The sequence below is a fragment of the Drancourtella sp. An12 genome, from assembly GCF_002160935.1.
In the GTDB taxonomy this organism is placed as follows: Bacteria; Bacillota; Clostridia; order Lachnospirales; family Lachnospiraceae; genus Sellimonas; species Sellimonas catena.
On the sequence record NZ_NFLO01000005.1, the window covers coordinates 172,894 to 194,576 of the forward strand.

A 21,683-nucleotide genomic window follows, 5' to 3' on the forward strand; every position below is an offset into this window, starting at 1 on the left:
CAGAATTTGGAGGATTTTATTTATGGCTAAGCCTGCTACTTACCGTGAACAGGTAAAAATTGAAAATACCATGAGGCTTCGGGAATTTTTATCCGAACTGCCTCCTTATGTAAAGGAATATTTCCGTGCCAAGGAAACCACAACATCCGATAAAACCAGATTGTCATACGCATATGATCTGCGCGTGTTCTTCCGGTTTCTTCAGGAAACAAATCCCACGCTTCATGACAAGGCACTTTCCAAGATTTCTATTAAGGATCTGTCCCTGTTAAAGCCCGTGGATTTTGAAGAATTTGAAGAATATCTCAAGGCCTATAAGACGCCTGATAACCGGACCGAAACCAACTCCCGTACCGGAATCGCTCGGAAAATGTCCTGTCTGCGCAGTTTCTATGATTATCTGTGCAAACGCGAACTGTTAACAAGCAATCCGGTCCGTCTGGTCGATATGCCGAAAATCAAAGAAAAAGCGATCATACAGCTTGATACAGATGAAGTCGCCGCGCTTCTTGATTATATTGAAAATTATGGAAATGATCTGACCGGAGTCAAACTGTATCATTATCAGAAACAGAAATACCGTGACATCGCAATCGTTACTCTCCTGCTCGGAACAGGTGTTCGAGTCTCTGAACTTGTAGGACTGAACATTGCTGATGTAGACTTTAAAAACAACGGCATCCGGATCATCCGGAAAGGTGGAAACGAAATGATCGTCTACTTCGGTGAGGAAGTGGAAAAAGCGCTGAAAGACTATCTGGAGCTCCAGAGAAACGGCATCACTCCCCTCTCCGGCCATGAAGACGCCCTTTTTCTCTCCGGCCAGAAAAAGCGGATCAGCGTTGATGCAGTGGAAAAAATGGTAAAGAAATACTGCTCCGCTGTCTCGGTCAAAACCATTACGCCGCATAAGCTGCGAAGCACCTACGGCACTGCCCTCTACCGTGAAACCGGAGACATCTATCTGGTGGCCGATGTACTTGGTCATGCCGACGTCAACACGACAAAGAAACACTATGCCAAATTAAGCGATGAACGCCGAAGAAGCGCATCTAAGGCTGTGGTTTTGAGGGAAAAATAGGATACAAAGTAAAATAAAACGGCCCTCCAGGCAAGTAGTAATCCGATGCAAATATAACGTTCAGGTTTCATTGTCTTCCAGCGTCGCTGTAATCATGCTGACGGAAGAGGGAATGATTTTACGAAAACGGGCAGCTTTCTCAGCAGGAGTCGAAAGGCGGCCCTCTGACGCAGTGGCTTGGCCGGGAAATCAATGAGTTGAATATTATTGCTACTTACAATCTGCTTTTTAATGCCTCTCTTCTCGCAGAGGAAGGTCTTGGCTATGCCATCGGTTATGACAAAATCATTAATACAGCCGGAAACAGCCGTCTATGCTTCCGGCCTCTGGCTCCGCAGCTGGAAAGTCACATGCGCATCATATGGAAAAAATATCAGATATTCTCAAAACCTGCGGAAAAATTTCTTGAGGTACTGAAAGAAATGCTGGAAATCCCCCAATCCTGACGGTGTATATAGAAGGGATTGTCGGTTAATACCGATTTTTAACCCCTGACTAGAACTGTATATTTCCCGACAGCCCCTTCTATCCGTAAAATCAATCTTTATCTTCTTTCTCAGCCTGTTCTTTATTTTTGATTACTTTTGCCGGAATTCCCACGGCAACTGTTCCGGACGGCTTCAGACTTTTCCCGAACTGATACAGTTCTTCCAACTTTTCTTTTGATTGATTCTGTTCTCCAAAAGCCGTATAGATTCCCATATCTTCTAACTTTAAATAATTCAAAAAAGAATTTTGGTATTCATAAATTGCACCGCCATATACATGGTCGCTTCCGGAAGAAAGAATCAGCGCCGCTTTTTTTAACCGTTTTGGTTTATCCAGCGCATAAATACGGTTGATCGCACACTGGAGCTGGCCGGAAAATCCATGGTAATAAACCGGAGATGCAAGCACAATCATATCCGCCTGATCCAGCAGCGGATAAACCTCCTGCATGTCATCTTTCTGGATACACTGCCTTTCATGTCCGGATTCCTTTTGATGGCAGTACTCACAGGCCATACATCCGGAAATCCGTTTTTGACATACGTTTACTACATTCACCTCATGATGATTTTCTTCCGCTCCCTTTACAAAGGCATTGAACATTGCGGCTGTATTCCCCGGTTTTCTCGGACTCCCGTTTAACACTAAAATTTTCATCTGTTTCACCTTTCCTTTGCTTTATAATCTATTAATCGATTCGAAACCGGTACCCGGCGCCCCATACTGTTTCAATAAACTGGGCATCGGGATCAATCCGGCACAGTTTATCTCTCAGCCGTTTTACATGGACTGTGACAGTTGCGGTATCCCCCATGGAATCCATTCCCCAGACCCGGTCAAAGAGTCTGTCCTTTGAAAAACAGATATTCGGATTCTCCGCAAAAAACAGCAACAGTTCAAACTCCTTATTAACAAGAGTGATTTCCTGCCCTTCCAGATAAACACGCCGTGACTTTGGTAAGATACGCAGATTCCTATAATGAATCTCTGCTTCCTTATTTTCTGCCTCCTCGGGCTGTTTTTCTTCTGAGCCGGCTTCCAATAGAAGTTTATGGATGTGGATATGAGATTTTACCCTCGCCACAAGCTCCGCAGGGCTAAATGGTTTGATCAGATAATCATCTGCACCAAGACCCAGCCCTCGAATTTTATCAATGTCTTCTTTTTTCGCGGTGACCATAATAATAGGCAGACACAGATTCTTTCTTAAATTCCGGTATATATCAAACCCTGACTTTCCAGGCAGCATCACATCCAAAAGGATGGCATCATAGTTACCGTTCTGGGCCTTTTTTCTCCTTCCTCGCCGTCCAGGGCCAGCTCTGTCTCGTATCCGTTCGCCTCCAGATAGTCCCTTTCCAGTTCGGCGATCAGTTCATCATCTTCAATGATCAATATTCGTTCCATCTTCCGCACCCCTTTTTCTATTTCGTCATTTCTTTTACTTCTTTACTAAGCGGAAGACAGATAATGACTGCCAGGCCTCCTCTGTTTTCTGCTCGAATCGTACCGTGATGTCCCTGAATAATTTCTTTCACCACTGCAAGTCCCAACCCGCTTCCTTTTTCCGACTGATTTCTTGAATCATCTACACGGTAAAAACTGTCGAAAATCGCATCCAGACTCTCCTCAGGAACTCCAGGTCCGTCATCCTGGTAAATGAATTCCATATATCCTCCGTCCGGAGTCCTCTTAAAAGAAAGCAGGACATCGGAATGTGGTACGGTTCGGTATTTTACAGTATTATCAAATAAATTTTCCAATACACGCTTAAATTCCCGGTGATCCAGATTTACAAGAAACGGAAACTTTTCCATCCGGAAATCAATCCGGACCTGGTCGTGAACGGCATCATGTTTTCCGTTTTCCAGATAATTTTCCATATATGCCCTGACATCAGTCTGTTCCATATGATATCGGTATCCCCGGTCCAGACGGCTGTACTCCGACAGGCTTTCCACAAGATTGACCAGATTTCCCGTCCTGGTCTTGATTGCTTTCAGATAACGTTCCTGTTTTTCCGGTGTATCTGCAAGCCCATCCAGAAGTCCATCCACATATCCGCATACAGAAGTCAACGGCGTCCTTAAATCATGGGAAATTCCCGCGATCAGATCCTTTCGCCGTTTCTCATCCTGCTGTCTAAGCTGCACAGATTCTTTCAGGTACTTTCTCATGCCGTCAAAATCCCGGCAGACCTCTCCGAATTCATCTTTTTTGTTGTATTGCATTTTCTGATCCAGATCTCCCTCCCGAATCCGGCATGCGCCCTCTTTCAAAAGAGTTAACGGCTTCAGAATACTTCTTGATATCCACCAGGACAAAATACTGTTCACAAGCAATGTCAGAATGACAAAAAATACGGCAATTCCTGCTATGTATCGAAGAATATAATGCTGCAGATAATTGACCATGCCCTGATCGGCCTGGTCCCTGCGGGCGGCAATAATGCAAAACGTTTTATCACTGTGATAAAATGTATTTTTTACAATCGAAATATCATTTCTACTGGCGGTAAGCGTAGCTGCTGAATAAACTGCTTCCCCTCCCAGCTCCATAAGCGCCTCTACATCTGCCTCTGAAAGATTGGAATAGATCTCACAGCCATTTTTTTCAATCATAAAGTGATATCCCATACCAGACAGTTTATCCTCCAGATGATTCATTTCCCCGCTTCGCCGGATTTCTTCACCATATGATTCATTTTGACTCTCACTCCCCCAGTTGTTTTCCCACAGTTCCTGCTGATATGTATAGATCATGCTTTGGGCAAACTGGATTCCATTTTCATCACTGTACATTGATTCCAGGGTGTAACTTCCCAGCGAAGTATTCAGGCACACAAGAATTACGACCGCTGTAAAAAACAGCGGAAGCAGCACTATCATGATATTCGACACTACAATCTTCTTTTTAACCGTCATGTTTTATCCCTCGATTTGCATTGTTGCTTTGATTAGGAGTATAGTGTCTTGAAGGCAAAATAACAAATACGTATATTTTATGTTTTTCGATAGTTTCTGCTTATATCATTTACTGACCACTACACCTCAGGTTAATTGAAATCCTTATTGCAACATTGAAGTTGTAACTGCACACAGTCATGACTAACTGCAACAGTTTTTTCGCTGTTTTCCAGCTTTGGATTGCCTTTTTCCCATTTTCCTTGTAAAATTTCTTAAAGGAAGGCATGACAAAACACAGACTGCATTTTTTACTTTTCGCAGAAGTTGTAAATGCACCCTGTTTGTGTTTCCTTTTTTACCGTGTCCTGTCTTCTCTGAAATTCCGGTTTACTTCTTAAACAAAGCCGGTGTAAGGGTTATGGAATCGGATGGGATCTTTTCAAGGCCCAGGAGGTTCGCAGTCTCCTGGCCGTAGATCTTGATAAAAAGATCTATAGGAGCCTGTCCGTTCCACTTTTTTCTCGGATAGGAATTGATGTGGTTCATCATTTCCCTGATCTCTTCTTCTGTGTATTTTTAGAATATTTTCGATATATCGAATCACCAGTTAGTTTGTCTGTATATACCTTAGGGTTTTATAGTCTATAAAAAACTGCCAGTAGCTAATCTACCGGCAGGAAAAATTTTATATTTTTTCAATTATCCACTTGGCTAAGATCGGTTTTATTTTTTGGCAACAGACCTTCATTTTGACCAGTTACTTTTATAGAATGAGATAACCTCCAAGCAAATACCTATTGCAATTTTGCTTTATCATAATCACTAATATTGAAGAATCTCATTTATAATCTCTTCATAACCGCACAATCCATTACCTACATATCTACCTAATTCACCGTCATACTCTGCATTATCAAATGGACTTACTCCTTGATTTACATCAAAAACTTCATCAAGTAACTGTGTATACTCTGCTTCAGAAGCCACTTCTGATCCGTTCCAATAATATTTATAAATTGGAGCTCCGTTTTCATCTAACTGAATATTGGAATTATTTTCGGCCCCATACTCTCCTTCATATAATAACTTAAATTCTTCATTTTCGATACTGTATATTTTGTCATGATAGCGATCCATATGACCACCAGTATCTCTAAATATATTTTTCCCCTCTATATACTGAAGTCCAGAAACATAAATGACCACTTCACTAAAGCTATCATTCAAATAGCTACAAACAGCAGCTCCTCCGGCAATCGTCCCAGAATCATAGTATAACTCTGGTATTTCATCCCCGTTTATATCTATAAGTTTATAAATATAACTTGAAAGGTGTCCCTGTTTTTGAATGTAGCTTATATACTCTCTTTTCCACTCTTCATCAGGATATTGACCGCTTTTAAGAAGTTCAACAGCTATTGATATGCCCTCGCCTTCTGGCCAATTGTTCAAATACCATGATTTAACATTTCCATTGTCATCCTTTTGTATTGCTACCATATATATTACGTTATTTAGAAATGCTAAGTAAGTACATTCTGTATCACTACTTGAATACTTTACCCATCCATTATCTTTTAATGCTTTTTCTATCTGTGAACTGCTTTCTCCCAAACCAATTCCATATAATTTTATATATGAAGCACCTTCATTCTTCATACTGAAGGCTGTATCCAGCCATTCCAAATAGAACTGATCTTTCATATAAGAGTCAGAACCAGAAAACTGCCATGGTTCGGTTATCTGCATTCCTAATTTTTCTACTAATTGAGTATATTGTTCGAAATATGAACTGATCTCTATCTGCTCTTTTACTATCGAAATGATGTTCTTATCATTATATTCTTTTAAATACTTTTTGTTATTGTCTGGCAAAAAACCATATTCAAATTTGTCATTATTATCTTTCGCACTTTTTAATGTTACAAGCATTTCTGCAATCTCACTATTTTTCTTATTCTGCGAATCAATCAGTGACTGAAGCTGCTCTTGCACAGCTTCCCGTTTTCCAGATAAAGAAGCAGTTGCCGCATTTCTTGTGATATAGCATGATTTTAATAATATATAACAGTATTTTGATAAGTCATATATTTTTTCTACTTCCACATTTCCACTTAATAGTGTTTCATTTGAAAATTTGAGATAGTTCAAGTAGGCATCTGCTTGTAGTATACCAGAATATAATGCCAATTCAAACGAATCTGCCGCACTGAGTTTATCGGAAATGAAAGGTACATGACTAGATACTAAATCCCATGCTATAAGAGCCATATTTGCTTGACTTCCTAATCCATCTTTTACAATATTTCCTATCCATTCACCTATATGTTTTTTATAGTACTTGCTTGCAGAATATTTGACAACATTACTTTTCAATTTTTCTGAATATTCTCTCATGGAATTTTTAACCGTTTCAGATGTTATTGTATTGTCATTCGAAGCCTTTAAAAAATACTCCAGTGCATTGATCGAATATTCGTCTTGATTTTGAAATTCTTGTCCGTACTGTAAAATCTCTGCAACTTTAGATGCCATATCCAATATTGGGACAGCATCTGAAACTCCCTTTTGAACATCTAATATCATACTTCCGGTATTTGAAAACCAAGTTTGTTTATCAAAAGCCTTTTCTAATGCATCGTAACTCCTACTAAATAGAGCAGGGTTAGAATTACCTTTTTTTACGTCTGATAATATATTGCTGCATGTTTGATACATAGCCGCAACATCCGCATCAATCGAATTTGAATATGTTGATAAGAGGCTTCCTATTTTCCCTTTTTCGCTAAATAGATCTTGATACTTTTCAGCTTCTTTCTTCAAGGCTTCCAACTCGCCATCCGATTCTGTGCATAGCAACATCGCAATATTTTCTCCATATTTGCTATCATATGAAGATGAATCTAAAACAAGGGACTGCATTAACTGTATCCATGAATCACTATCCATTTTCAACAACCCATTTAATACATTTACAAAATAGCTACTGCCTCCGATCAAATTCACATCCAGCTCTGTATATCCAAAGTCTTTTGCCCAATCAAATAAATATGACGAAGCATTTTTCATAATTTCTAAGCAAATATCTAAGATGTTCTTCTTCGGCATATCAATAAGTATTGTATCGTCTAAAATCAACATGTTGCTGTTTAAAACCAACAAAGAGTATCCGAACGGGATCCAAACTCCCTGCTCGTTATGAAAACTTGGAAAAGGAGCTTCATATCCATCCAGATTCTTAAAATTCAATTTACGGTTTACTTTGTTATCATTATAAAAAAATTGCGTAGAGATATTTGGCAAGTTATTATTTGCTTCGTTAAAAATAGTAACATAATCAGCACTGGATGTATCAATCTGATATCCCAGCCTTGTGCATAATTGTTCCGCATTTACATATACATGACTATTTTTTACCATTACATTCAGTATTTCATCTGATCCAACCTGATCTGAATATTCTACATTTACAAATCCGTAAGTCGCTTCTGTTTCATCACTTGCAAAGGAAACAACAGTACTTGAAAGAAGCAAAACAAAACTCAAAAAAACAGCCAATATCTTTCTCATATAATCCCCCCTATTGCATTATTCCATACTCTGTTATCATGTCTTGATAAGCTTTTTGGTAAACCTCTAAAAGGCCGCCAGTGATTGCATTAATAAAGTCTCTGTTTCGATAGTTTACTTCAATTTCTTCATCCACAACAGAATACGGAATTTTAACCGTATGTTTTGTCATTTCTGCCTTACTGATATAGTCTTTACAGTGGTTTAATATATCATCTTCTGATAACTGAGGACTATTCTTCAAATCATCCAGTATCCCATTTAAATTCGGTGATTCTATTTCGTATATGATTTGGCTTTCGTCAACATCCTTTACTTTTATCTTATCCTTTTTCATAATTTCGGTTATAATTCCGCCCGTTTCACCAGCATTTCCATTTTCTTTAGAAATTTCCTCTTGTATTTCCGGATCTTCATATCCAAAAATGATTTTATTCATTTCCTCAATGTTGTCCTCTTCCATGAGATCAACAATTTTTTCTGCATGATTTTCTGCTTTTTTAGTATCGCTGTTACAACCGACACAGCAAAGACCAATTACAGCGCAAGTACAGACCAATCCTACAATCTTCCTTTTTTTCATTTACATTCCTCCTCATTCCTTTAGCTGATATTGAAAGTATTCTGTTTACCTCCCTTCTTCACATTTATACAATATCAGTTTTATTTGTGTTTATTATACTACCTGATTTTAAGAATCACAATCGGCTTATCTCCTTAGTTTCTACGCTATGACGGCAAAAAGGAGCGCGATATTCGCACTCCTCTTCATTAACCATTTTAGAATTCTTTTTTCTCCAGAATCCGGCACGCAAGCAGGAAGGAAATTCCAAGGACAACAATCCCAAGGATGATGCATCCCGGATAGATATATCTGCTCATCAGGGCCTCATTCAGCCAGCGGATTATGGCTGCCTGCTGATCCGGAAAATTATTTTCCAGAATCCGGAATCCAAAGAAAATTCCGAAAAAGACAATCATGAAACCGAAGATCAGCATAACCCGTCCCTTTTCCGCTCCAAACTTCAGATCCGCAGGAAGGGAAAATGCAAGCATGATAACCCCAACGAACGCACATACCGCTGTCGTGAGCAGTGTCGTCTTCATGTCAGCGCCGCCGCCCGTCAGGTTCTGAATGACTGCCAGAGCCAGGGCATAAACGACACCGAGGGCAATAATCAGCAGTCCGATCAGATATTTTTCTGCCACATACTGTTTTCTGCTGTAAGGCAGGGTCATCAGAAATGCCATACCGCCGTTCATCTCATCGTAGCTGAGAGTCATTCCTGCAATCAATGCACTGAGAATGATAACATATCCGGTCAGGAAAGCCTGATCAGTTCCGCTGAATACGAAAATAGCGGAAACAAAGACAATGATAAGCACCATTTTTTTCAGTTCACGCATCAGACATAAATCTTTTACTAACAATCCTTTCATACTGCTTCCCCCTTTACTGTCATCATAATGATTTCATCAATACTTCCTTTTTCTGCCGTGATGTCCGGATAATTTTCCATGTAGTACCGAATTTCATCCGTCAGGCAGCTGTACCCGTAGGACTCTTTCTTCTTTTTGAGAAGATGGCTGCGGTCGACTGTCCTGAAACGTTCTTCCGTCATCTTTAAAAGTCCGTAGGAGCTAAGCAGACGGTCTGTATCTTCGTGCAGGACAATCCGGCCTTCATGGATCATGTAAATATCATCACAAAGCCCTTCCAGATCCCCGGAAATATGGGAACTGATCAGAATCGCGCGGCTTTCGTCCTCCTCCATATATTCTCTGAGGAGTGTCAGGACCTCATCCCTTGCAACCACATCCATGCCGGCGGTCGGCTCATCGAGAATCAGAAGACTGGCATTGTGGCACAGCGCGATAAACAGTTTGAGTTTCGCTTTCATACCGGTGGAAAATTCCTTGAGCTTCTGATCCTGAGGGAGCCGGAACCGCTCCACAAGGGAAAGAAATTTCTCCTTTTCAAAATCCGGATATACTGCTTCCAGAATCTTCACCACATCTTTGATCATATAGACATCAGAAAAAGTACTTCCGGATAAAACCACGCCGATTTTCTGTTTTTCTTCGGCGGTCAGCTGATCGTGTGGTTTCCCAAACAGCTCCACGCTTCCACCATCCAGAAAAATCAGATTTTCGATTGCCTTAAAGGTCGTGCTTTTGCCCGCCCCATTTTCCCCAATCAGACCGGTAATGCATCCGGCCGGGACTTCCATCGTGCAGTTCAGGTGAAAATTCTTGTAATTCTTTTCGATCTTATTTACTTTTAACATAGCCTATTCCTCCAAAATGAGTTCTAAAATCTCCCGAAATTCCTTATCTTCCATGCCGTAGCGTCTGCCTTTCTGAATGGCCAGTTCAAAATCGGCTTCTACTTCTTTGCGCTGCTCTTCTTTCATCAGTTCCTGATTGGCAGCTGCAACAAATGTTCCCTTTCCGTGAATCGTCACGGTGAGCCCTTCCTGTTCCAGAGAATCGTACGCTTTCTTCACTGTCAGGGCACTGATCTTCAAGTCTTTGGAAAGACTTCGGACCGAGGGCAGGATGTCATTCTCCTGTAATGTACCATTGAGAATCATCCCTTTAATCTGTTCTACAATCTGTTCATAAATCGGAATCATGGAAGAACTGTTAATTATCAGTTTCATCTGGTTCCTCCTCTTCTTAATAAACAGTATATAACAGTATATAACTGTTGTCAACTGTTATACACTGTTTATTTTAAGTTTTTTGAGTTTGTCATCTATTACGACAGAAACAGCTGGAATTTTACACGGCTGGGCACGATCGATCATATTTCGGCAAAAGAGCTGAAGCAGATCCTTGGAGATGGCGATGTAACTGTTACATTATCTTTATAACGCTGCAAAATAATTCTACAAGAAGGAAAAGCTGTGAATCCCATTTCGGGTCATTCACAGCTTTTTATTTGTTTCTAAAGTTCTTTACTTCGTTTTATTAGCCGAGTTTTGCGTACTCTTCATCTGTTACAGATTCGCACCACTCATTCTGAGCATTTTCTCCCGGTACGTCCATTGCTATATGGCTGAACCAGCTGTCTGCCTTTGCTCCATGCCAGTGTTTTACGTTTGCCGGAATGGTGATAACAGTACCCGGTACCAGGCTGACTGCTTCTTTTCCTTCTTTCTGATACCATCCTTCTCCTGCTGTGCAGATAAGAATCTGTCCGCCGCCCTTGTCAGCATGGTGGATATGCCAGTTATTCCGGCATCCCGGTTCAAATGTGACATTCGCAAGTCCGACTGCCGGAGAGCCTGCTGAAGTCAGCGGATTCAGGAAAGATTCTCCGATAAAATACTGTGCGTAGGCTGTGTTTGACTGTCCTTTTCCAAATACGTTTTCTTTGCTGAATACTTCTTCGTTCATTGTTTTCATACTGATACCTCCTGCAAAACTAATTTTTCTTCTGCTGTTTTTGAATTTCATATACAAGATAATCGAGACAGTAGATCCGTCTTTCTTCCACATGCACCCGGTCCAGCAGCTTCTGACGGTGCTTTGACAGTAATGTCAGCTGTTTTCCGGTCTGGCCGGATTCTTCCAGTGAGAGAAATTCTTCTACCAATTTGTCATCACACCCGGCATCGATCAGGTTCTGAATTACCGCTTCGCTGTCCGGTGGTGAATGAACCTGTTTCCTCACAGTGCTTCACTCCTATCTCTAATTCTGTTTCTGATATCAGTATAGTCTTCTGCCGCCACAATAGCAAATACCTATTCATTATAATGGGACATAGCTTTTGATTATACATTCTATCATTCGTGCAAGCTATGGCAAAGCATTATATATAGGTATTTGATGAAATAGACGGTGCACACTCGTGACTTTAGTCGTGAGTAAGCCGTCCTTTTTTAAATCAAATCAAGCAGAACGTTTGTTCTTTTTACCTGTATATGGTATACTTTAAATATGGATAAAAACTATATTTTTACAGAACATACCAACGTTACACATGGTAGGGGATACGTGTATCTTTTACAATATCATATTGTTTGGGTGACAAAATACCGGAAACCCGTACTTGTCGGGATGGTTGCAGCTGAAACAAAACGGCACCTTTTGGAAACTATGGAACAACTGCAGATGGAATGTCTTGCCATGGAGGTCGCCTGACCATATTCACCTGCTTGTCAGCTGCAAACCGCAACTGCGGCTTTCCGATGCAATTAAAATCTTGAAAGGAAATGCTGCAAGATGGCTGTTTATGGCGCATCCAGACCTGAAGAAATCCCTCTGGGGCGGGCATTTGTGGAACCCATCCTATTTTGTGGCAACTGTCAGCGAACGGAGCACAGTACAGATAGAAGCGTATATTAACAGTCAGAAAAAGGAGGCAGAACATGGCGGTAACTGTAACAAAAGAAGGTGACGTGTTCCGGTTTTCCGGCCGTGCATTCGATATCACAAAAGCAAAAAATGAAGCCCTGGAACCGTATGGCTGCAGGGTTCACAACTATGACCTTGTGATGGAGCTGATCCCGGACGACAGCCAGAGAGCCGGCTTTGCGCAACAAATTGGGAACGCACGTTTTATGCGCAATCAATATCTGAATGACCGTATCGCTTATTACAAAGAAACCAGGAAAACTTTACCCGTGGATGTCTATAAAAAGAAATACTTCCCAAAACTAAAGGAACAGTATAGTTTTTTGACTCTTTCTGATAAATTTGCCCTGGAATCCGCCATAGAGCATGTGGACACGGCATACAAAAACTTCTTTGAAGGTTGGGCCGCGTTCCCTAAATTTGCTTCTAAATGGAAGCCGTCAGGGAATACCTATACTACAAAGTGGACAGGTAACAATATCCGCCTGGAAGAGCATGACGGACTGCCATATATCAAGCTGCCGAAAGTTGGCTTGGTACGGTTTATCCTGCCGAAAAAGCAGACCATTCAAACCCTGGTGCCGCATGGGACATCCATCCTTTCCGTTGCAGTGAAAAAGAAAGGGGATCGTTATACCGCATCCTTACAATTGGAAACAGTTGTAGAATCCCCAGTGCAGCTGAATCAAATGTCGGTTCGTGATATCATGGCTGCAGATATGGGAATCAAGCTATTTGCTATTATCGGCGGCGAAGATTGGGAAAAAGAGATACCGAACCCACGGTGGATCCGTATCCATGAAAAGCGTCTGCGTCGCCTGCAGAAATCCCTGTCCAGAAAGAAGTATGACAAGGAAACCCACACCGGCTCTAAAAACTGGGAGAAAGCCAAACAAAAAGTAGCTGCGGAGCACCGGAAAATTGCAAACCAGCGGAAAGATTTCCAGCATAAACTGAGTCGCCGGATTGTAGACAGATGCAGTGTATTCTGCTGTGAGGACTTGAACATCCGTGGGATGGTCAAAAACCGACGCCTTGCGAAGGAGATATCTTCTGCTTCCTGGGGGCAGTTCCTGACAATGGTAAAGTATAAGATGGAACGTCAGGGAAAACATTTCATACAGGTAAGCCGCTGGTTTCCATCCAGCCAGACCTGTTCCCGTTGCGGATTTCAAAATACAGTGGTAAAAGACCTTGTGATCCGTTCATGGAAGTGCCCAAAATGTGGCACTTACCATAACAGGGATGTGAATGCAAAAAATAATATCCTCGCCGAAGGAATCCGGCTGCTGCAAAAGAATGGAATCATTGTTACCGTGTAAGAGAGAAAAAATACCGAATTTGTACCTTAGAAATGAACACCTGTAAACTATATGTGGCTAACAAAGCTGCTGTCGATAAATTCTGTAACCCGTAAACAAAGATCGTGGTACCTCGGGGAACCGTGGGAGCCGTGGAAAGCCCACAAAGCCTGCACTGCGTATAGCGCAGACTGTTTCCGTAAGTCCGGTACAGAGAGCCAGAATAAGACCCGCCCAAAAGGCAGGCATCAGGCAAATGAAGCAGGAAATACCTTTACAAGTGAGCCGTCACTTAAAAACGTCGGTTCAAACTATATCGGAAGCTCGCGACTTTAGTCGTGAGTAGTTCACACCTCAGGTACTCCGCTAGCGGATGCAGGTGCCGGTACCCTTGCTTACTATGAGCCGTGGGGCGATGTCGTTATGTTTTATGATGACTTTGGGGCAGCAGGTGGTCTGTATGAACTTGGCCGGGCTGTTTCCGGCGAAGAGCTGATCGAAAGCATGAGCGGGACAGTGGAGATTACTGCCGGTACGCAGGATGGACAGAAAGCTGAATCCGGTTCCGGCACGGAATGACCGGAAAGAGAGAACGCACGATTTTATAAGAGCCGCTGCAACTGATGCAGCGGCTCCTTTGTCCGTAAAAAAATTTGTGATTTTTCTATTCTGTCTCGATCTCCTGATTGCCTGTAGACCATACATGACTTTCTTTTGCCGCAGACTTTGTATTCTGCGCCATCACACCGACCAGACGGTGCGGTACGTAAGGTTCTTCCAGCCAGTTGATTTCTTTTTCTGTAAGCACCAAATCTACTGCTTTTGCGGCCCCTTCAATGTGATGGAGTTTCGTTGCGCCGACAACCGGAGCGGTTACTTTCGTTAAAAGCCATGCCAGAGAAACTTCCGTCATGCTGACTTCTTTTTTATCTGCAAGTTCTGCCACACGGTCAATGATGACTGCGTCCTGTGCTGCGGTGGCATCATATTTCAGTCTTGCATAGCTGTCTTCTTCCAAACGCTTTGATGTCTCGCCCGGATGTTTTGAGAGCCTTCCTCCTGCCAGTGCGCTGTACGGCGTCATGGCAATATTGTCCTCCTCGCAGAGCTTTGCCATCTCTCTTTCTTCCTCACGGAAAATCAGATTATAATGCCCCTGAATTGATACAAATTTTGCAAATCCTTCTTTTTCCGCCAGTGCGTTTGCCTTGGCAAGCTGCCATGCGAAGCAGTTGGAAATGCCGATATAACGTGCTTTTCCTGCCTTCGCAATGCGGTTCAGCCCGTCCATAATATCATAAAGAGGTGTCTGATAATCCCACATATGGTAAATATACAGATCGACATAATCCATACCCAGATTGGAAAGACTGGTGTTGATCATCCGTTCAATGTGCTGCTGCCCGGTAATTCCCTGGGCGATTTCTTCCTCTGTCCGCGGGAGAAATTTCGTTGCCACGACGACCTCGTCCCGCTTCGCGAAATCTTTCAGCACCCGTCCCACGTACTGTTCACTTGTTCCGCTCTGATAGCCGATCGCAGTATCATAAAAATTCACGCCAAGCTCCAGCCCTCGTTTGATAATTTCTCTGGAGTGCTCCTCGTCCAGAGTCCAGCTGTGCTGTCCGTTCTTTGCATCACCGAATCCCATACAACCCATGCAGATGCGTGACACCTGCAGATCGGAATTCCCTAATTTTGTGTATTTCATGACTGATTCCTCCTCATTCATATTAAATATCCTTATATGGATCGTCCAAGATCATATGCAAGTTTCATATATTTGGACTGCGCTGTCATGGACGGCGTTCCGCAGCCTTTTCCGTAAACGGCTCCCAGATCTTCCAGATTCAGGTAGCGTACCAGCGTGTCATAATGTGCTTTCAATGCATCAAAGGTCCAGCTGTCGCTGTTCCATGCCGCTGAGATCACTGCTGATTTCATTTGTTTTCTCTGGATGCTTCCGTTAAATGCACAGAAACGGTCGATCAGTATTTTTAATTGTGCCGACATGCCGTAATAATAAAGCGGTGTGACGAATACCATCATATCTGCTCCGAGAATGCTTTCCCGGATCTGCTCCATTTCATCCTTTTGAATACACGGTCCGTCATAACCGCAGTGAATGCATCCGGTACAAGGATGGATCTTTGCACGTGCTGCATCGATCACCTCCACCTGATGCCCGGTTTCCAGAGCGCCTTTGATAAACTGCTCTGCCAGCATGTTGGATGATCCGTTCTTATTCGGGCTTCCTTCCAGTACAACAATCTTCATCTGTGTTTCCTCCATTCTCTTTTTTAATAGCCAAGTCCGGCTGCCCAGCTTTGAATCTCCTCCTGAGAAGATGAGGCATCTTCTTCGTAACAGTCAAAAATATCATCCGAAATTTCCGCTTCCGGAACGGCTTCCGAAATAATCTCTACGCTGTCTGCAAGCCCTCCGGTTCCGTGGGAGCAGAACAGATACACCTGTTTTCCGGACAGATCGTTTTCTTCCAGAAATGTCAGAAGTGCCATCGGTACGCCGTACCACCAGTTCGGGTATCCGAGAAATACGGTATCATATGCGTCAAGATTCTCGACACTGGATGTCAGTTCCGGCCTTGCGTCCTCTCCCCGTTCTTCATTTGCCCGTTCCAGACAGGCATCCCAGTCGCTTGGATAAGGATCGGTAACCTGAGTGGAGAACAGATCGCCTCCGGTTTCTTCCTGCACCCATCCTGCCAGCTCCTGAACATTTCCCGGCGCAATTACGCTTGGAGAAGCAACGGCATCTACATCCTCTTCCAGAATCGCATTCTCCGCCCAGGAAAAATAGGCTACCAGAATGTTAGAGCCTGTTCCCTGTGTCTCCTCACCGGTCTGTGCCGAATCTTCCTCCGCTGTTCCCTGAACGGTATCTTCCGGATCCGTCTCGTCTCCGGCAGAGTCTGTTCCGGACTGCTGTGTTGTTCCCTGTGTATTGTCCGCACTTCCATTGCTTTCATTGCCGCATCCGGCAAACGTCAATACCATTGATAAAACCAGACATAATGAAATCATTCGTTTTTTCATAAATCCGTCCTCCCATCTGTGTTGGATTCCATTTCATACAGAAGGTTTTCCTTCTATACCTTTATTATACGGACGGTATTTCCCGGAGACAAATACTTATCCTGCATAAGGAATGATACAAAAAATGAATGAAAAATCACCATATCTGCGGTATTCTTTCCGCAAATATGGTGAGATCCCCTTCTCTCCAAAGATCAGTCTTTTTCTGCCCGGCCGGATTTTGGAAGCTCCGGAAATGGAATAAACGGTTTCGGATGTTCTTCATGTTCTCCGATCATTTTCTCCATCCAGATCATGTTATACCATCTTCCGAATTTGTATCCGCACTGGTGGAATTCCCCTACCAACCGGTATCCCATGTGGGCATGAAACTGCGCACTGTTCTTCGTCAGATATTCATCTTCCGTCTCCGGATAGCCGATACAGGCATTCAGGTTCGTGATGTGCTGTGCCCGGGCAATTTCTTCCACCGCCTGATACAGCGCCCGTCCGATTCCTGTTTTTCGCACCTGTTCTTTTACATAAATGGAAACCGAAGCAGACCAGTCATATGCCTTTCTTCCGACAAAGGAATCAAGATAGACATAGCCGGCCGCTTCTCCGGATATTTCCGCCACCAGATACGGATACCTCTTTAAAATCCTCCGGATTCTGTCCCGGAATTCTTCCACATCCGGCACATCATACTCAAATGTAATTGCAGTCTTCTCGACATAAGGTGCGTAGATCGCGAGAAGCTGTTCTGCATCGTCAGGACCGGCTGTCCGGATCCGGATTTTCGTCTCTTCCATCCTGTTGTTCCTCCTTTATCTGATGGGTTCCATAGTCCAGACACATGGAGACAAAGGTCTGCATGCTTCTGGTAATATATTTGCTTTTATGATAAATAATATTAAGTTTTCTTTCAATCGGCCGGCGCAGGAATGCCTGACAGACCAGACCCTGTTCCAGATCCCGCTTCACAAGCAGATAGGGAAGGACTGCAACGCCAAGCCCTTTTGCCACGCCCTGCACAATCGCCTGGGTACTGGAACTTTCCCATGCCGGATGGACGGTGATCTGCTCCATGTCGAAGCAGGCATCCAGAATCTCTCTTCCGGCGCTTCCCTTTTCCCGCATCAGAAACGGATTCTCTGCCATCTCTCTCAGTGTGACATCGCACTTCCCCGCCAGAGGATGCTCCGCCGGTACAATCGCTACAAGGGAATCCTCCAGAAACGGTACCGCACATACGGAATCTGAAGACGGCTGGTTCTCAATCAGGCCAAGATCAATTTCATTTTCCAGCAAAAGCCTTTCAATCGTTCCCGACTGATTGACGACAGCCTCCATCCGGATTTCCGGAAACTGCTCCTGAAATTCTTTCATCAGGGACGGCAGGATATGAGTCCCGATCGTAATGCTGGCTCCAACCCGGATTGTCCCGATCTCATCTCCGTTTTTCAATTCTTTTTCCATTGCCTCAAACAGGGAGACAATGTGGACGGCGTATCCGTAAAATTCTTTCGCGGCGGCGGTTGGATAAATCCGTCTTCCAATCCGCTCGAAAAAGTGCTGCCCGTAATATTCTTCCAGTTCTTTGATCGTAACGCTCACAGACGGCTGTGCCAGATGAAGCTCTTTTGCCGCCTTTGTGATGCTACTGTTCTGGTAGACCGACACAAAGATTTTCATATGCCGAAGTGTCATGGTTCCTCCATATATAAGAAATTCATTATCTATTTTATAGAATAATACTATTTTTCATATAGATCAAGACCAGTTATACTAAAACAGGAGGGAGGACATTCCAATGGAAAAGAAACATAAGATTCTGTTAAAGTTATTTATATCAACGTTTTATCTCAGTGCCTTCACCTTCGGAGGCGGATATGTCATTGTAACACTGATGAAGAAAAAATTTGTCGATCAATATCACTGGATTGAAGAAGAAGAAATGCTGGATCTGGTTGCTATCGCCCAGTCCGCCCCGGGAGCCATCGCAGTCAACGGCGCCATCGTCGTCGGATATAAGCTCGCCGGGATTGCCGGCACGATCACTACGGTCATCGCAACCATCCTTCCGCCTTTTCTTGTGATTTCTGTGATCTCCATCTTTTATGAGGCGTTCCGGGATAACCGGGTCGTAAGCCTTGTGCTGGAGGGAATGCAGGCCGGCGTCGCCGCTGTCATCGCATCCGTCGTCTGGGAAATGGCAGCCGGAATTCTTCTGGAGAAAAAATGGCTCTCTATTTTAATTATGGCGGGAGCCCTCATCGCTGCATCCTGCCTTGGTATCAATGCCGTCGTTATCATCCTTGTCTGCATTGCTGTCGGTCTGCTGAAGACATTTATGCCGGGTAGAAAGGGGGATCCATCATGATTTACCTTCATCTGTTTCTCAGTTTCCTTCAGATCGGCCTGTTCAGCTTCGGAGGCGGCTATGCGGCCATGCCTCTGATTCAGGACCAGGTCGTTACCTTGAATCACTGGCTCTCCATGAAGGAATTTACGGATCTGGTTACCATTTCCCAGATGACGCCCGGCCCAATCGCCATCAATTCCGCCACCTTCGTCGGAATCAAGATCGCAGGGATTCCAGGCGCCGTAGCGGCCACCTTCGGCTGTATTCTTCCATCCTGCATTATCGTCACGATCATTGCAAGACTCTACTTAAAATATCGGAATATGGCAGCACTCCAAAGCGTTCTTTCCACGCTGAGACCTGCAGTTGTCGCTTTGATTGCCTCGGCAGGAATCTCGATTCTGATTTCCGCTTTCTGGCCGGAAGGATCGATCCACTTTGGCTCTACCAACTGGATTCTGGTCGTGCTTTTCTTCTTCTGTTTTCTCTTACTTCAGAAATGGAAGGCAAATCCGATCCTTGTCATGGTACTTTCCGGCATTCTCTATGCAGGTATTTCTCTGCTTATCGAATAAAACAAACGGGAGATCTGTCTTTGATCTCCCGTTCTATCATTCATTTCTAAATTTTAATCAGCAGAGCTTCTTTCCATCGCTGAATGCGTTTCCTACTGCTTCTCCCAGTGCCGTATAGGTATTGTGAACCGGATCAAAGGTAATCGGGCACCATTTAGAAAGATCTACCGTGCCTTCTGCGTCCAGAATGGATTCATCCACACTGACATTGACGATTTCTCCGATGATATTGCCGTCTTCGTTTACTTTTTCCAGCTTACATTCCAGTGCCATCGGCAGCTCATCAATCAGCGGAGCATCTACGAACTCGCTCTTTGTTGTATGGAATCCCGCCTTCGCAAGTTTATCCGGCTCTTTGTTGGCGGATACGATACCAACATAATCGGATGCAACAAGGTTCGCTTTGTCTGCAAAGCTGACAGTAAACGCTCCTCTTGCCTTGATATTGGCAGTTGTCTTATGTCCAGCGCTTAAACAGAGGACTACCTTTCCTGTATCATAAATTCCGCCCCATGCCGCATTCATGGCATCCGGGGTTCCATCCTCTCCGTATGTTCCGATAATCAGTACCGGAAGTGGATACATCCATGTTTTCTGTCCAAAATTTTTTCTCATAACGAAAATGCTCCTTTCTTATGCTTGCTGAAAATATGCGTCAATTTCCTGCATCCGGCTCATCTGGTCTACGTGGAACGGACATCTGCGGTTACAGTGTCCACACCGGATACAGTCGGAAGCATTCTTTTCCAGCTTCTGATAATGTCCAACGGCCATGGAATCTCCTGCCTTTGCAAGATCATAGTACTTGTTGATCAGAGCAATGTCAAGTCCTGCCGGACATGGGTGGCAGTGATTGCAGTAGACACAGCTTCCTTCGGCCTCCTTTGGTACCAGTGTTCCGATCACGGAGTAATCTTTCTCTTTATCGGAAGCGTCAAAAAATCCGAGCAGTTTTTCCAGATCCTTTCTATCCCTCAGACCCGGAAGCACCGTCAGCACACCTGGTTTATCCAATGCATACTGCAGGCACTGGTATTCTGTCAGAGCTTTTCCGAACGGCGACGTCCGTTCATCCAGAAGCTGTCCGCCGGAGAATGCTTTCATGACGGAAATGCCGATTCCCTCTTTTTCACAGCGACGGTACAGGCTCATCCGCTCATCGGAAGAGCCGATGGCGTAGTCCCCTTTCTGGTAATCGTAGCACGGGTTGATGGAGAACATCAGCATATCCACAAGTCCCGTGTCAATCGCCGTATTTGCAAGAGACGGCGTATGGGAGGACAGTCCGATATGTCTGACAAGCCCTTCCTCTTTCATTTTCAAAAGATGATCCAGCACACCGTTTTTCCGGTATGCGTTCCAGTCGGATTCTTTATCCAGGCAGTGGATAAATCCGTAGTCAATGTAGTCGGTACGGAGCTTTGTAAGCTGCCAGTCAATGGAGCGTTTAATCTGTTCCACATTGGTCGTCCATCCGTACTCTCCGGATGCGTAGTCTGCGCCAAAATGAATCTGATAGATCATGTCCTTTCTGTGTGCTTCAAATGCTTTGCCATAGTAGGAAAAACATCTGGCCGCTCCGGCCGCCAGATCGATATAGTTGATTCCATTTTCATACGCCATCTCAAGGGTTTCTAATGCTTCTTTCTCCGGTGTTTCCGAGAGATAACTGGAACCGATTCCGATCACGCTGATTTTGTCACCGGTTCTCTGATTGATGCGGTATTCCATTTTTCTTCCTCGCTTTATTCTTACTTCCGGATATTCCCCGGCTCATACAGTATAAAGCTTTGGTTTTGCAAGATCAAATACTTAATCTGAATAGGAATATATAACCAAAAACTATGTTTACGGCTTAATGGTCTTCACTCGGTTAATTGAAATCCTTACTGCAACATTGAAGTTGTAACTGCACATTGAAAACTTTATGAAGTTGTAACTGCATAATATCATGAGTAATTGCAACAGTTTTAAGCTGTTTTTCTGGCTTTGGATTGC

The 21,683-nt window shown here is 43.5% G+C and carries 22 protein-coding genes and 3 pseudogenes; 8 read left to right on the forward strand and 17 right to left on the reverse strand.

The genetic code is table 11. The features are described from left to right. Nucleotides 1–22: 22 nt before the first annotated feature. A complete protein-coding gene (locus B5E64_RS07525) occupies nt 23–1,081 on the forward strand; it encodes a tyrosine-type recombinase/integrase (RefSeq protein WP_087167902.1) in 1,059 nt (352 codons plus the stop codon). Nucleotides 1,082–1,278: 197 nt separating this feature from the next. Continuing rightward, the gene (locus B5E64_RS07530) at nt 1,279–1,527 is read left to right on the forward strand and encodes a hypothetical protein (protein ID WP_343284053.1); all 249 of its coding nucleotides are present in this window, start codon (nt 1,279–1,281) and stop codon (nt 1,525–1,527) included. Between the two features lie 91 nt (nt 1,528–1,618). On the opposite strand, the gene B5E64_RS07535 is transcribed toward B5E64_RS07530, so the two are convergent. The 8 genes and pseudogenes from B5E64_RS07535 to B5E64_RS07575 all read right to left on the reverse strand — a co-directional run bounded on the left by B5E64_RS07535 (nt 1,619) and on the right by B5E64_RS07575 (nt 10,709). Next, entirely contained in the window at nt 1,619–2,227 is a 609-nt protein-coding gene (locus tag B5E64_RS07535) for a flavodoxin family protein (protein WP_087167903.1), read from the reverse strand. 31 nt (nt 2,228–2,258) lie between these two features. Next, nucleotides 2,259–2,977, reverse strand: a pseudogene (locus B5E64_RS07540) (response regulator transcription factor). Between the two features lie 17 nt (nt 2,978–2,994). Further along, nucleotides 2,995–4,494 carry a HAMP domain-containing sensor histidine kinase gene (locus tag B5E64_RS07545; protein WP_087167904.1) on the reverse strand — a complete coding sequence of 500 codons (1,500 nt, stop codon included), beginning with the start codon at nt 4,492–4,494 and terminating at the stop codon, nt 2,995–2,997. Nucleotides 4,495–5,298: 804 nt separating this feature from the next. After that, nucleotides 5,299–8,046: a hypothetical protein gene (locus B5E64_RS07555; protein WP_087167905.1), complete on the reverse strand. Its 2,748-nt coding sequence runs from the start codon at nt 8,044–8,046 to the stop codon at nt 5,299–5,301. Nucleotides 8,047–8,056: 10 nt separating this feature from the next. Continuing rightward, nucleotides 8,057–8,629: a hypothetical protein gene (locus B5E64_RS07560; protein WP_087167906.1), complete on the reverse strand. Its 573-nt coding sequence runs from the start codon at nt 8,627–8,629 to the stop codon at nt 8,057–8,059. Nucleotides 8,630–8,826: 197 nt separating this feature from the next. Then, nucleotides 8,827–9,486, reverse strand: a complete 660-nt coding sequence (locus B5E64_RS07565; RefSeq protein ID WP_087167907.1) for an ABC-2 transporter permease — start codon at nt 9,484–9,486, stop codon at nt 8,827–8,829. After that, nucleotides 9,483–10,334, reverse strand: coding sequence for an ABC transporter ATP-binding protein (locus B5E64_RS07570; RefSeq protein WP_087167908.1), 852 nt, complete (start codon nt 10,332–10,334; stop codon nt 9,483–9,485). The genes B5E64_RS07565 and B5E64_RS07570 overlap by 4 nt, the downstream gene beginning before the upstream one ends. 3 nt (nt 10,335–10,337) lie before the next feature. After that, nucleotides 10,338–10,709 carry a GntR family transcriptional regulator gene (locus B5E64_RS07575; RefSeq protein ID WP_087167909.1) on the reverse strand — a complete coding sequence of 124 codons (372 nt, stop codon included), beginning with the start codon at nt 10,707–10,709 and terminating at the stop codon, nt 10,338–10,340. A gap of 93 nt (nt 10,710–10,802) precedes the next feature. On the opposite strand from B5E64_RS07575, the gene B5E64_RS18635 reads away from it, so the two are divergent. Further along, nucleotides 10,803–10,922, forward strand: a complete 120-nt coding sequence (locus B5E64_RS18635; protein WP_255396442.1) for a hypothetical protein — start codon at nt 10,803–10,805, stop codon at nt 10,920–10,922. A gap of 97 nt (nt 10,923–11,019) precedes the next feature. On the opposite strand, the gene B5E64_RS07585 is transcribed toward B5E64_RS18635, so the two are convergent. Both B5E64_RS07585 and B5E64_RS07590 read right to left on the reverse strand, forming a co-directional pair. Then, nucleotides 11,020–11,457 carry a cupin domain-containing protein gene (locus B5E64_RS07585; protein ID WP_087167910.1) on the reverse strand — a complete coding sequence of 146 codons (438 nt, stop codon included), beginning with the start codon at nt 11,455–11,457 and terminating at the stop codon, nt 11,020–11,022. Between the two features lie 19 nt (nt 11,458–11,476). Then, a complete protein-coding gene (locus B5E64_RS07590) occupies nt 11,477–11,725 on the reverse strand; it encodes a hypothetical protein (protein WP_087167911.1) in 249 nt (82 codons plus the stop codon). 267 nt (nt 11,726–11,992) lie between these two features. Between B5E64_RS07590 and tnpA the strand changes: the two are divergent. From tnpA to B5E64_RS07605, 3 genes and pseudogenes are all read left to right on the forward strand, one after another. After that, a pseudogene (gene tnpA / locus B5E64_RS07595) lies at nt 11,993–12,452 on the forward strand (IS200/IS605 family transposase). After that, entirely contained in the window at nt 12,424–13,731 is a 1,308-nt protein-coding gene (locus B5E64_RS07600) for an RNA-guided endonuclease TnpB family protein (RefSeq protein ID WP_087167912.1), read from the forward strand. The pseudogene tnpA and the gene B5E64_RS07600 overlap by 29 nt, the downstream one beginning before the upstream one ends. Nucleotides 13,732–14,094: 363 nt before the next feature. Continuing rightward, nucleotides 14,095–14,289: pseudogene (locus B5E64_RS07605) on the forward strand (cyclophilin-like fold protein); the annotation flags it as partial. An 85-nt stretch (nt 14,290–14,374) separates the two neighbouring features. Here B5E64_RS07605 and B5E64_RS07610 read toward each other — a convergent pair. The 5 genes from B5E64_RS07610 to B5E64_RS07630 form a co-directional block, all read right to left on the reverse strand. Continuing rightward, on the reverse strand, nt 14,375–15,421 hold the full coding sequence (locus B5E64_RS07610; RefSeq protein ID WP_087167913.1) for an aldo/keto reductase: 1,047 nt from the start codon (nt 15,419–15,421) through the stop codon (nt 14,375–14,377). A gap of 32 nt (nt 15,422–15,453) precedes the next feature. Next, on the reverse strand, nt 15,454–15,987 hold the full coding sequence (locus B5E64_RS07615; protein ID WP_087167914.1) for a flavodoxin family protein: 534 nt from the start codon (nt 15,985–15,987) through the stop codon (nt 15,454–15,456). Nucleotides 15,988–16,010: 23 nt separating this feature from the next. After that, entirely contained in the window at nt 16,011–16,766 is a 756-nt protein-coding gene (locus B5E64_RS07620; protein ID WP_204247052.1) for a flavodoxin, read from the reverse strand. Between the two features lie 194 nt (nt 16,767–16,960). Continuing rightward, nucleotides 16,961–17,557, reverse strand: coding sequence for a GNAT family N-acetyltransferase (locus B5E64_RS07625; RefSeq protein ID WP_087167915.1), 597 nt, complete (start codon nt 17,555–17,557; stop codon nt 16,961–16,963). Beyond that, the gene (locus B5E64_RS07630) at nt 17,517–18,440 is read right to left on the reverse strand and encodes a LysR family transcriptional regulator (RefSeq protein WP_242960120.1); all 924 of its coding nucleotides are present in this window, start codon (nt 18,438–18,440) and stop codon (nt 17,517–17,519) included. Before B5E64_RS07630 ends, B5E64_RS07625 begins: the two co-directional genes overlap by 41 nt. A gap of 118 nt (nt 18,441–18,558) precedes the next feature. Here B5E64_RS07630 and B5E64_RS07635 point away from each other — a divergent pair, with 118 nt between their 5' ends. Both B5E64_RS07635 and B5E64_RS07640 read left to right on the forward strand, forming a co-directional pair. After that, entirely contained in the window at nt 18,559–19,128 is a 570-nt protein-coding gene (locus tag B5E64_RS07635; RefSeq protein WP_087167917.1) for a chromate transporter, read from the forward strand. Beyond that, nucleotides 19,125–19,685 (forward strand): chromate transporter, encoded by a 561-nt coding sequence (locus B5E64_RS07640; RefSeq protein ID WP_087167918.1) that lies wholly within the window; start codon nt 19,125–19,127, stop codon nt 19,683–19,685. Before B5E64_RS07635 ends, B5E64_RS07640 begins: the two co-directional genes overlap by 4 nt. A gap of 57 nt (nt 19,686–19,742) precedes the next feature. Here the strand turns inward: B5E64_RS07640 and B5E64_RS07645 are convergent, their stop codons facing one another. Further along, a complete protein-coding gene (locus B5E64_RS07645; protein WP_087167919.1) occupies nt 19,743–20,300 on the reverse strand; it encodes a flavin reductase family protein in 558 nt (185 codons plus the stop codon). An 18-nt stretch (nt 20,301–20,318) separates the two neighbouring features. Then, complete coding sequence (locus B5E64_RS07650) at nt 20,319–21,416, reverse strand: aldo/keto reductase (RefSeq protein ID WP_087167920.1); 1,098 nt, start codon at nt 21,414–21,416, stop codon at nt 20,319–20,321. Nucleotides 21,417–21,683: the final 267 nt, after the last annotated feature.